The organism is Variovorax sp. 20P10.2.4 (genome assembly GCF_058244205.1).
The window spans coordinates 1-11,478 of record NZ_JBZAYE010000200.1; the positions used below are offsets into that span (position 1 = coordinate 1).

9 protein-coding genes are annotated in these 11,478 nt (G+C 67.4%); 6 read left to right on the top strand and 3 right to left on the bottom strand.

Annotated elements, in window-relative coordinates; translation table 11 throughout:
* The 3 genes from AC27VN_RS19270 to serA form a co-directional block, all read right to left on the bottom strand.
* A partial coding sequence (locus AC27VN_RS19270) for an HIT family protein (protein ID WP_490877545.1) occupies positions 1–344 on the bottom strand: 344 nt, incomplete at its 3' end.
* Positions 341–4,219: a DUF3683 domain-containing protein gene (locus tag AC27VN_RS19275; protein ID WP_208511835.1), complete on the bottom strand. Its 3,879-nt coding sequence runs from the start codon at positions 4,217–4,219 to the stop codon at positions 341–343. The genes AC27VN_RS19275 and AC27VN_RS19270, both read right to left, overlap by 4 nt.
* A gap of 138 nt (positions 4,220–4,357) precedes the next feature.
* The gene (serA, locus tag AC27VN_RS19280; RefSeq protein ID WP_296787524.1) at positions 4,358–5,590 is read right to left on the bottom strand and encodes a phosphoglycerate dehydrogenase; all 1,233 of its coding nucleotides are present in this window, start codon (positions 5,588–5,590) and stop codon (positions 4,358–4,360) included.
* 231 nt (positions 5,591–5,821) lie between these two features.
* Here serA and ugpB point away from each other — a divergent pair, with 231 nt between their 5' ends.
* From ugpB to AC27VN_RS19310, 6 genes are all read left to right on the top strand, one after another.
* The gene (gene ugpB / locus AC27VN_RS19285; RefSeq protein ID WP_093340996.1) at positions 5,822–7,135 is read left to right on the top strand and encodes a sn-glycerol-3-phosphate ABC transporter substrate-binding protein UgpB; all 1,314 of its coding nucleotides are present in this window, start codon (positions 5,822–5,824) and stop codon (positions 7,133–7,135) included.
* A 127-nt stretch (positions 7,136–7,262) separates the two neighbouring features.
* Entirely contained in the window at positions 7,263–8,144 is an 882-nt protein-coding gene (gene ugpA / locus AC27VN_RS19290; protein ID WP_093340998.1) for a sn-glycerol-3-phosphate ABC transporter permease UgpA, read from the top strand.
* A 63-nt stretch (positions 8,145–8,207) separates the two neighbouring features.
* Positions 8,208–9,056, top strand: coding sequence for a sn-glycerol-3-phosphate ABC transporter permease UgpE (ugpE, locus tag AC27VN_RS19295; protein ID WP_057592066.1), 849 nt, complete (start codon positions 8,208–8,210; stop codon positions 9,054–9,056).
* Between the two features lie 17 nt (positions 9,057–9,073).
* Positions 9,074–10,081, top strand: a complete 1,008-nt coding sequence (gene ugpC / locus AC27VN_RS19300) for a sn-glycerol-3-phosphate ABC transporter ATP-binding protein UgpC (protein ID WP_093340999.1) — start codon at positions 9,074–9,076, stop codon at positions 10,079–10,081.
* A gap of 7 nt (positions 10,082–10,088) precedes the next feature.
* Entirely contained in the window at positions 10,089–10,829 is a 741-nt protein-coding gene (gene ugpQ / locus AC27VN_RS19305) for a glycerophosphodiester phosphodiesterase (RefSeq protein ID WP_490877546.1), read from the top strand.
* 70 nt (positions 10,830–10,899) lie between these two features.
* On the top strand, positions 10,900–11,478 hold a 579-nt coding region (locus AC27VN_RS19310; protein ID WP_490877547.1), incomplete at its 3' end, for a DUF3772 domain-containing protein.

Here is an 11,478-nt window from a genome sequence, read left to right on the forward strand (position 1 = left end):
CAGAACGGCGCGGGGAAATGGCTGTCCCAGTCGAAGCGCGCGATCACGTGCCAGTGCAGGTGCGGCACCATGTTGCCGAGCGCGGCGACGTTGATCTTGGTCGGCGCGAGCGTGTCGCGCAGGCATTGCTCGACCTCGGCCACGGCATCCATGCAGTGCGCACGCTCCTCACGCGACAGGTCGGACAACTCGGGCCGGTGCGCATTCCACACCACGCGGTAGAAGGCCGGGAAGCCCGCTTCCACCGCATGGATCACGCGCAGCCTCGCGCCCTCGAACACCAGGCGTCCGCCCGCCTGTTCGCAGAACACGCAGCCAGCCACGCGCGCCGCTTCGCCGCTCACACCAGCACCCGTTCGATGCCACCGTGGTTCGCGGCCGCCACGTACTCGGGCATCCAGTCGGCACCGAGGATCTTGTTGGCCATCTCGACCACGATGTAGTCGGCCTCGAGCAGGCCGTTGTTCAGGTCGCTGCCGTAGCGCGACAGGCCCTGCAGACAGCTCGGGCAGCTGGTGAGGATCTTCACGTTCTCGCCGGCGCCGATCTTGCCGCCGTCGCGCAGCGCGGCCTCGCCCTTCTTCAGTTCCTCTTCCTTGCGGAAGCGGATTTGCGTCGAGATGTCGGGCCGCGACACGCCCAGCGTGCCCGACTCGCCGCAGCAGCGGTCGTTCTTGAGCACGTTGTCGCCGACCAGCGCCTTCACCGTCTTCATCGGGTCCTGCTGCTTCATCGGCGTGTGGCAGGGGTCGTGGTAGAGGTAGCCGGCACCACCCGCATCGCCCAGGGTGATGCCCTTCTCGAGCAGGTACTCGTGGATGTCGATGATCCGGCAGCCCGGGAAGATCTTGTCGAACTGGTAGCCCTGCAGCTGGTCGTAGCAGGTGCCGCAGCTCACCACCACCGTCTTGATGTCGAGGTAGTTGAGCGTGTTCGCCACCCGGTGGAACAGCACGCGGTTGTCGGTGATCATCTTCTCGGCCTTGTCGAACTGGCCGCTGCCGCGCTGCGGATAGCCGCAGCACAGGTAGCCCGGCGGCAGCACCGTCTGCACGCCCGCGTGCCAGAGCATGGCCTGCGTCGCGAGCCCGACCTGCGAGAACAGCCGCTCCGACCCACAGCCCGGGAAATAGAACACCGCCTCGGTCTCCGAGGTCGTGACCTTGGGGTTGCGGATGATCGGCACGTAATCCGCATCCTCGATGTCGAGCAGCGCGCGCGCCGTCTTCTTCGGCAGGTTGCCCGGCATCTTCTTGTTGATGAAGTGGATCACCTGCTCCTTGAGCGGCGCCGGTCCGAGCGAGGCCGGCGGCGCCGCCGTCTGCTTCTTCGCGAGGCCGCGCAGAAGGTCGTTGGCCATGCGCTGCGCCTTGAAGCCGATGCCCACCATGCCCGCGCGCACCGTCTTGATGGTCTGCGGATTGGTCGCGTTGAGGAAGAACATCGCGGCCGCGTTGCCGGGACGGAAGCTCTTCTGCCCCATCTTGCGCAGCAGGTTGCGCATGTTCATCGACACGTCGCCGAAGTCGATCTTCACCGGGCAGGGCGTGAGGCACTTGTGGCACACCGTGCAGTGGTCGGCCACGTCCTCGAACTCCTCCCAGTGCTTGATGCTCACGCCGCGCCGGGTCTGCTCCTCGTAGAGGAAGGCCTCGACCAGCAGCGAGGTCGCGAGGATCTTGTTGCGCGGGCTGTAGAGCAGGTTGGCGCGCGGCACGTGGGTGGCGCACACCGGCTTGCACTTGCCGCAGCGCAGGCAGTCCTTGACGCTGTCGGCGATGGCGCCGATGTCGCTCTGCTGCATGATGATCGACTCGTGCCCCATCAGGCCGAAGCTCGGCGTGTAGGCGTTGGTCAGGTCGGCATGCAGCGACTGCGCGCCGGCACCCGGCTCGCGCAGCAGCTTGCCCTTGTTGAAGCGGCCCTCGGGATCGATGCGCTGCTTGTACTCGGCGAAGGGGCGCAGTTCCTCGTCCGACAGGAACTCGAGCTTGGTGATGCCGATGCCGTGCTCGCCCGAGATCACACCGTCGAGCCGGCGCGCCAGCTTCATGATGCGCGCGACCGCCTCGTGCGCGGTCTGCAGCATCTCGTAGTTGTCGCTGTTGACCGGGATGTTGGTGTGCACGTTGCCGTCGCCCGCGTGCATGTGCAGCGCGACCCACACGCGGCCCTTGAGCACGCGCTTGTGGATCGCCGTGCACTCGGCCAGGATCGGCGCGAAGGCCGCGCCCGCGAAGATGGCCGACAGCGGCTGGCGCAGCTGGGTCTTCCAGCTCGCGCGCAGCGAATGGTCCTGCAGCTGCGGGAACAGCGCATCGACCTCGTCGAGCCAGCCGGCCCACAGCGCGCGCACCTCCTGCAGCAGTGCCACGGCCTGCGCCACGCGGTCCTCGAGCAGCTCGGCCGAAGGAATCTCGTTGGCGTCGTCGGTCTTGCCCAGCGGCAGGTTGCCGTGCACGAAGAACTTCTCGAGCTCGTCGACCAGCGCGAGCTTGTTGCGCAGCGAGAGCTCGATGTTGATGCGCTCGATGCCGTCGCTGTACTCGGCCATGCGCGGCAGCGGAATCACCACGTCCTCGTTGATCTTGAAGGCGTTGGTGTGGCGGCTGATCGCGGCGGTGCGCTTGCGGTCGAGCCAGAACTTCTTGCGCGCCTCGGGGCTGATGGCGATGAAGCCCTCGCCGCTGCGCGAGTTGGCGATGCGCACCACCTCGGAGGTGACGCGCGCCACCGCGTCGGCGTCGTCGCCCGCGATGTCGCCGAACAGCACCATCTTCGGCAGGCCGCCGTGCTTCTTCGACTTGGTGGCATAGCCCACGGCCTTCAGGTAGCGGTCGTCGAGGTGCTCGAGGCCGGCCAGCAGCACGCCCGAGCGCTTCTGCTCGGCGAACATGAAGTCCTTGATCTCGACGATGCTCGGCACCGCGTCCTTGGCGTTGCCGAAGAACTCGAGGCAGACGGTGCGCGTGTGCGCCGGCATGCGGTGCACCACCCAGCGGCAGCTCGTGATCAGGCCGTCGCAGCCTTCCTTCTGGATGCCCGGCAGGCCCGAGAGGAACTTGTCGGTCACGTCCTTGCCGAGGCCTTCCTTGCGGAAGGTGCGGCCCGGGATATCGAGGCGCTCGGTGCGCAGCGGCGTCTTGCCGTCGGCCGCGAAGTACTGGAGCTCGAACAGCGCGCTCTCGGCGTCGTGGATCTTGCCGAGGTTGTGGCCGATGCGCGTGACCTCGAGCCATTCGGCCTGCGGCGTCACCATGCGCCACGAGGCCAGGTTGTCGAGCGCGGTGCCCCACAGCACGGCCTTCTTGCCGCCCGCGTTCATCGCGACGTTGCCGCCGACGCACGAGGCCTCGGCCGAGGTCGGGTCGACCGCGAACACGTAGCCCGAGCGCTCGGCCGCGTCGGCCACGCGCTGCGTGACCACGCCGGCCTCGGTCCAGATGGTGGGCACAGGGGCCTCGAGGCCGGGCAGCGCGACCAGCTCGACCTCGGTCATCGCCTCGAGCTTCTCGGTGTTGATGACCACGCTGTTCCAGGTCAGCGGGATCGCGCCGCCGGTGTAGCCGGTGCCGCCGCCGCGCGGGATGATGGTCAGGCCCAGCTCGATGCAGCCCTTGACCAGCAGCGCCATCTCGGCCTCGGTGTCGGGGCACAGCACGACGAAGGGGTACTCCACGCGCCAGTCGGTGGCGTCAGTGACGTGGGCCACGCGCGAGAGGCCGTCGAACTTGATGTTGTCCTTGGCCGTGAGCCGGCCCAGCACGCGGGTGGCCTTGCGGCGCAGCGCGGCGACGTCGCGGAACAGGGTGTCGAAGGCCTGCACGGCCTCGCCGACGCGGCCCGTGAGCTCGCCCACGAGCTGGTCGCGCGGCAGGTCGCTGTCGGGCGTGCGGCGCTTCTGCACCTCGGCCAGGCGATGCCGCAGCGCATCGACCAGCAGGCCGCGGCGGCGCGGGTTGTCGAGCAGGTCGTCGATCAGGTAGGGGTTGCGCTGAACGACCCAGATGTCGCCGAGCACCTCGTAGAGCATGCGCGCCGATCGGCCGGTGCGGCGCTCGGCGCGCAGCGTCTGGAGCAATTCCCAGGCGCGCTCGCCCAGCAGGCGGATCACGATCTCGCGATCGGAGAAGCTGGTGTAGTTGTAGGGGATCTCACGCAGTCGTGCAGGCTCTGCGGCCTGCGACAGCAGCGCGTTCAACGCGGTCGGAGCATTCATCGGGGTGGGGCCTCGGCCGGGCGCCACGCGTCCATAGCCGGGGTGGGGATTTTAGGTCAGGGCCAGGGTTCGTGCCCTGGCGCCGACGCGTGTCCCTCTGGCACTGCCGGCGCGCCGGCCGGCCCCAGCGCGACGCGATCAGAACAGCACGCGGCTGCGGATCGTGCCCTGCACCTTCGCGAGCTTCTCGAGCGCGAGGTCCGAGGAGGCGGCGTCGATGTCCATCACCACGTAGCCGATCTTCTCGTTGGTCTGCAGGAACTGCGAGGAGATGTTGATGTGGTTGTCCGAGAAGATCTTGTTGATCTCCGACAGCACGCCCGGCACGTTGCGGTGCACGTGCAGCAGGCGGTGCTTGCCCGGGTGCGCGGGCAGCGCCACCTCGGGGAAGTTGACCGACGAGGTCGAGGTGCCGTTGTCGCTGTACTTGACCAGCTTCTCGGCCACCTCGAGGCCGATGTTGGCCTGCGCCTCCATCGTCGAGCCGCCGATGTGGGGCGTGAGGATCACGTTGTCGAGTCCGCGCAGCGGCGACTGGAACTCGTCCTTGTTGCTGCGCGGCTCGACCGGGAACACGTCGATGGCGGCGCCCAGCAGCTTCTTCTCCTTCAGCGCGCCGGCCAGCGCGTCGATCTCGACCACGGTGCCGCGCGAGGCGTTGATCAGGATCGAGCCGGACTTCATCGCCGCGATCTCGGCCGCGCCGATCATCCACTGCGTGGCCTGCGTCTCGGGCACGTGCAGGGTCACGATGTCGCTCTGCGCCAGCAGCTGGTGCAGGTCGCGTACCTGGCGCGCATTGCCCAGCGGCAGCTTGGTGACCACGTCGTAGAAGGCCACGTGCATGCCCAGCGCCTCGGCCAGCACCGACAGCTGCGCGCCGATCGAGCCGTAGCCCACGATGCCCAGCGTCTTGCCGCGGATCTCGAAGGCGTTGTCGGCCGACTTGAGCCAGCCGCCGCGGTGCGCCACCGCGCTCTTCTCGGGCACGCCGCGCAGCAGCAGGATCGCCTCGGCCAGCACCAGCTCGGCGACTGAGCGGGTGTTGGAGTAAGGGGCGTTGAAGATCGCCACGCCGTGCTCGCGCGCGGCCTCGAGGTCGACCTGGTTGGTGCCGATGCAGAAGCAGCCGGCGGCCACCAGCTTGTGGGCGGCCGCGAACACCTCGGCGGTCAGCTGGGTGCGCGAGCGGATGCCGAGGAAGTGCACGTCGCCGATCTTGGCCTTGAGCGCCTCGTCGGACAGCGCGCCCGGCAGCGACTCGACGTTGGTGTAGCCCGCCGCATGGAGCACCTCCACGGCCGAGGGGTGGATACCCTCGAGCAGAAGAAACTTGATCTTGCTTTTGTCGAGGGAGGTCTTGCTGCTCATGCTGCTGCTCGCGGTAGCCCCGGCCATGGCAACAGGCTAGGCCGAAAAAGGGAGGGCGATGCTAGCATGGTGCAGCGCAGCAAGCAGGGGCCCCAGGCGCGAGCGCCCTGTCGGCCAAGGGGGTTTCCCCGGGTTTCTTGCCGTGTGCACTCCGTGCGACAAAGCCGCAGAACCGTCACGTATGTAACCTAACATCGCCGGTTTTACTTACTTTTCCCTACAGGAGTCTTAATGCGCTTCAAGACGCTCGCCATCGCCTCTACGCTGGCTGCCGCTCTGGCCGTGCCAGCCCTCGCCCAGGCCCAGACCGAGATCCAGTGGTGGCACTCGATGGACGGCGCCCTCAACGACTGGGTCAACGACCTCGCCAAGCAGTTCAACGAGAGCCAGAAGGACTACAAGGTCGTGCCCACCTACAAGGGCGAATACGACCAGTCGATGGCGGCCGGCATCGCGGCCTACCGCTCGGGCAACGCGCCCGACATCCTGCAGGTGTTCGAGGTGGGCACCGCCACCATGATGTACTCCAAGGGCGCGATCAAGCCCGTGGCCGACGTCATGAAGGAAGGCGGCCAAAAGTTCGACCCCAAGGCCTACATCCCCGCGGTGGCCGGTTACTACACCGCCCCCAACGGCCAGATGCTGTCGTTCCCGTTCAACAGCTCGACGACGGTGTTCTATTACAACAAGGACGCCTTCAAGAACGCCGGCCTCGACCCCGAGAAGGCTCCCGCCACCTGGCCCGAAGTGGTCTCGGCGGCCGCCAAGCTCAAGGCCAGCGGCAGCCAGTGCCCGTTCACCACCTCGTGGATGAGCTGGGCCCAGCTCGAGAGCTTCTCGGCCTGGCACAACACCTCGTACGCCTCGAAGAACAACGGCTTCGGCGGCCTCGACGCCCGCCTGGAGTTCAACTCGCCGCTGCACGTGCGCCACTTCGAGAACCTGTCGAACATGTCCAAGCAGGGCCTGTTCGTCTACAAGGGCCGCGCCAGCAAGCCGATCACCTCGTTCACCTCGGGTGAATGCGCGATGTTCATCGGCTCGTCGGGCAGCTACGCCAGCGTGAAGCGCGACGCCAAGTTCAAGTTCGCCGAATCGGCGCTGCCCTACTACCCGGACGTGCAGGGCGCACCGCAGAACACGATCGTCGGCGGCGCCAGCCTGTGGGTGATGTCGGGCAAGCCGGCCGCCAGCTACAAGGGCGTGGCCGCGTTCTTCACCTTCCTGTCGAGCCCCAAGGTGCAGTCCGAGAGCCACATGCGCACCGGCTACCTGCCGATCACCACCGCAGCCTACGAGCTGACCGAGAAGGCCGGCTTCTACAAGGAAAACCCGGGCACCGACGTCGCGGTGAACCAGATGATCAAGAAGACCACCGACAAGTCGCGTGGCGTGCGCCTGGGCAACCTGCCCCAGATCCGCGCCATCGAGGACGAGGAAACCGAGCTGATCTGGACCGGCAAGAAGACTCCGAAGGAAGCGCTGGACAGCGCCGTGAAGCGCGGAAACGAACTTTTGGTGAAATTCCAGGCCGCAAACAAGTAAGCTCCGACCCCGGACCGGCGCGAACGAATGTTCGTTTCGGTTCGTTTGACCCGCCACAAGCCAGGCTGCCCCGTGTAGTCCTGGCTGTTTGCTTATTTAGTGTGTCCGTGACCTGAACGCCCTCCCCATGGAAAAACGCGTCATCTTTCGTTCGAACTGGCTGCCCTGGGCATTGCTGGCGCCGCAATTGTTCATCGTGGGCGTCTTCTTCTTCTGGCCCGCGGGCCAGGCGCTGGTGCAGTCGCTGCAGCAGCAGGACGCCTTCGGCAACTCGATCACCTGGGTGGGGCTGGACAACTTCGAGGCGCTGTGGAACGACAGCACCTACATGGCCTCGTTCCACACCACGATCGTCTTCTCGGTGCTGGTGACGGTCCTGGGCCTGAGCATCGCCCTCGTGCTGGCGGTGTTCGCCGACCGGGTGGTGCGCGGCACGCGCTTCTACCGCAGCGTGCTGATCCTGCCGTACGCGGTCGCCCCCGTCGTGACCGGCCTGCTGTGGTCGTTCATGTTCTCCTCGTCGATCGGCATCGTGGCCTACTGGCTCAAGAAGATGGGCTTCAACTGGAACCATCTGCTCAACGGCGACCACGCCATGGCGCTGGTCGTGATGGCCTCGGTCTGGAAGCAGATCTCCTACAACTTCCTGTTCTTCCTCGCGGGCCTGCAGTCGATTCCCAAGTCGCTGATCGAGGCCGCCGCCATGGACGGCGCGCGCCCGATGCGCCGCTTCTGGACCATCCAGTTCCCGCTGCTGACGCCCACCACCTTCTTCCTGCTGGTGATCAACATGGTGTACGCCTTCTTCGACACCTTCGCGATCATCGACGCCACCACCCAGGGCGGCCCCGGCAAGGACACGGCCACGCTGGTCTACCGCGTGTACTTCGATGGCTTCCGCGGCATGGACTTCGGCGGCGCCGCGGCCCAGTCGGTGGTGTTGATGGTGATCGTCATCGCGCTGACGGTGGTGCAGTTCCGCTACGTCGAGAAGAAGGTCCAGTACTGATGACCGCCCCCATGCCACCCTTCTTCCCCGCCCGCCGCGCGGCCCACGCCTCGGAGGCCCGCCATGGTTGAGCGCCGCCCCTCCCTGGGCATCCTCGCGCACGTGATCATGATCATCGGCGTGCTGCTGGTGATGTTCCCGATCTACCTGGCCTTCATCGCCTCCACCCACACGCCGCAGGAGATCATGCAGGCGCCGATGCCGATCCTGCCCGGCAGCAACTTCTGGGAAACCTACAAGGCGGCGCTGACCGGCGGCGGGCGCACCAGCGCCAACGTGTCGGTGGCGCGGATGATCTGGGTGAGCACGGTCATCACGCTCGTCATCACCTTCGGCAAGATCAGCATCTCGCTGCTGTCGGCCTTCGCGGTGGTGTATTTCCGCTTCCCGCTGCGCGGCCTGTGCTTCTGGCTGATCTTCATCACGCTGATGCTGCCGGTCGAGGTGCGCATCGGCCCGACCTACCAGGTCGTGGCCAGCCTCGGCATGATCAACAGCTTCGCCGGCCTCTCGATACCGTTGATCGCGTCGGCGACCGCCACCTTCCTGTTCCGGCAGTTCTTCCTGACGGTGCCCGACGAGCTGGTCGAGGCCGCGCGCGTCGACGGCGCCGGGCCGATGCGCTTCTTCAAGGACATCCTGCTGCCGCTGTCGAAGACCAGCATCGCGGCGCTGTTCGTGATCCAGTTCATCTACGGCTGGAACCAGTACCTGTGGCCGCTGATCGCCGCCACCAGCGAGGACATGTACCCGATCGTCGTCGGCATCAAGGCCATGATCGGCAACGGCGAGTCGCCGGTGGACTGGAACGTGGTGATGGCCACGGCCGTGCTGGCCATGCTGCCGCCCGCGGTGGTCGTGGTGCTGATGCAGAAGTGGTTCGTCAAGGGCCTGGTCGATACCGACAAATAAAACGCTGAACTGAAAACATGGCTGCCATTTCCCTCCGCAACGTCATCAAGCGCTACGGCCACGGCCCCAAGGCCAACCAGGTCATCCACGGCGTGAGCGCCGAGATCGCCGACCACGAGTTCGTCGTCATCGTCGGCCCGTCGGGCTGCGGCAAGTCCACGCTGCTGCGCATGGTGGCCGGCCTGGAGGAGATCTCCGCCGGCGAGATCGCCATCGGCAACAAGGTGGTGAACCAGCTCGAGCCCTCCGAGCGCGACATCGCGATGGTGTTCCAGAACTACGCGCTCTACCCGCACATGACGGTGTTCGCGAACATGGCCTACGGCCTGAAGATCGCGAAGGTGCCGGTGGCCGAGATCAAGGTGCGCGTGGACAAGGCCGCGAAGATCCTCGAGCTGGGCCATCTGCTCGAACGCAAGCCGCGCGAGCTCTCGGGCGGCCAGCGCCAGCGCGTGGCCATGGGCCGCGCGATCGTGCGCCAGCCGCAGGTGTTCCTGTTCGACGAACCGCTGTCGAACCTCGACGCCAAGCTGCGCGCCCAGACCCGCCTCGAGATCCAGAAGCTGCACCGCGAGCTCGGCATCACCTCGCTGTTCGTCACCCACGACCAGGTCGAGGCCATGACGCTGGCGCAGCGCATCATCGTGATGAACGGCGGCGTGATGGACCAGTTCGCGACGCCCGAGGAGGTCTATTCGCGCCCCGCCACCACCTTCGTCGCGAGCTTCATCGGCTCACCGCCGATGAACCTGCTGCGCCATGCGCCAGGCGTGCGGCCGGGCCAGATCCTGGGCATCCGCCCCGAACACATGGCGCTCGACGAGCGCGGCTGGTCGGTGCAGGTCGAGCAGGTCGAGCTGCTGGGCGCCGAGCGCCTGGTCTACGGTCGCATCGGCGACGAGCAGATCATCATGCGCACCGACGAGGCCGACCAGCCGCCGATGGCGGGCGATACCGTAAAGATCGCCGCGCGCGAAGACAAGCTCCACTGGTTCGACGCCGGTTCCGGCAAACGCGCGGAATGAGCGCGGAATGAGCACCCCCTGGCCCTATCCGCGCTGGATCGCCCACCGCGGCGCCGGCAAGCTCGCGCCCGAGAACACGCTCGCGGCCTTCCGCTTCGGCGCCGCGCATGGTTACCGCATGTTCGAGTGCGATGCCAAGCTCAGCGCGGACGGCGTGGTGTTCCTGATGCACGACGCCACGCTGGAACGCACCACCAGCGGCCGCGGCATCGGCGGCCAGAAGCCCTGGAGCGAACTGGCACAGCTCGACGCGGGCGGCTGGCATTCGCGCGCCTTCGCGGGCGAGCCGCTGCCCACGCTCGAGAACCTCGCGCGCTTCTGCCTGGCCAACCACTGTCTGCTGAACATCGAGATCAAGCCCACGCCCGGCACCGAGCGCGAAACCGGCGAGGCGGTGGCGCGGCAGGCCGCGACGCTGTGGCGCGATGCGGCCGTCCCGCCGCTGCTGACCTCGTTCCAGGTCGATGCGCTCAAGGGGGCGGCGGCCGCGGCGCCCGAATTGCCGCGCGGCCTGCTGCTCGACACGCTGTGGAGCGGCTGGCTCGAGACCGCGCGCGAGCTCGGCTGCGTGGCCATCGTCTGCAACCACGCGCTGTGGGACGCCGCGGTGGTGGCGCAGGTGCACGGCGCCGGCCTGCGCGCGCTGAGTTACACGGTCAACGACGACTGGGCCGCGCAGCGCCTGATCGACCTGGGCACGGACGGCATCATCACCGACCGCGTCGACCTGTTCAGCCCTGCACGCTGAACGCGGCCCCGTCACATGCTGTGACGCGCCGCGAAGCCGGACCTTCAGGTGCGGCTTCTATGATGCGTCCATGAGTTGGACCTCCCGTCTCGCGGCCTTGCTGATGGCCGCCCTGCTGCTGTGCGGCACCGCCTTCGCGCAGCAGGACCCCGATCTCGCGGCCGCGCCGCCCGCGCCCACCGTGGCCGAGCTGCGCGCGCTGCTCGCGAAGATCGACCAGAGCACCGACTCGGCCGAGGACGCGCGCAGCCGGCTGACCCAGATCAACGCGATCGGCGCGCAGGCCGACAAGTTCGTGGCGGCGCGCACCGGCGAGCTCAACGACCTCAACGCGCGCCTGGGCGAGCTCGGCAACCCGCCCGCGGCCGGCGCCAGCGAAGACCCCGACATCACGCGCCAGCGCGCGCGCCTGACCAAGGAGCGCAATGCGCTCGATGCCGACATCCGGCTCGCCAAGCTGCTGGCGATCGACGTGCGCCAGCGCGGCACCGACCTGCTGACGCAGCGCCGCGCGGTGTTCGAGGCCCAGCTCACCGAGCGAGCGGCCTCGCCGCTGACCGGCGAGTTCTGGAGCGACCTGCAGGAGGCCTGGCCCGACGATCTCGACCGGCTGCAGGCCATGGCCGCGGGCGTGCAAACGGGCCTCGCC

Bases quoted from the DNA above. Each gene is read 5' to 3' on its own strand.
- AC27VN_RS19275 (WP_208511835.1), bottom strand. From the start codon at position 4,219: ATGAATGCTCCGACCGCGTTGAACGCGCTGCTGTCGCAGGCCGCAGAG.
- serA (WP_296787524.1), bottom strand. From the start codon at position 5,590: ATGAGCAGCAAGACCTCCCTCGACAAAAGCAAGATCAAGTTTCTTCTG.
- ugpB (WP_093340996.1), top strand. From the start codon at position 5,822: ATGCGCTTCAAGACGCTCGCCATCGCCTCTACGCTGGCTGCCGCTCTG.
- ugpA (WP_093340998.1), top strand. From the start codon at position 7,263: ATGGAAAAACGCGTCATCTTTCGTTCGAACTGGCTGCCCTGGGCATTG.
- ugpE (WP_057592066.1), top strand. From the start codon at position 8,208: ATGGTTGAGCGCCGCCCCTCCCTGGGCATCCTCGCGCACGTGATCATG.
- ugpC (WP_093340999.1), top strand. From the start codon at position 9,074: ATGGCTGCCATTTCCCTCCGCAACGTCATCAAGCGCTACGGCCACGGC.
- ugpQ (WP_490877546.1), top strand. From the start codon at position 10,089: ATGAGCACCCCCTGGCCCTATCCGCGCTGGATCGCCCACCGCGGCGCC.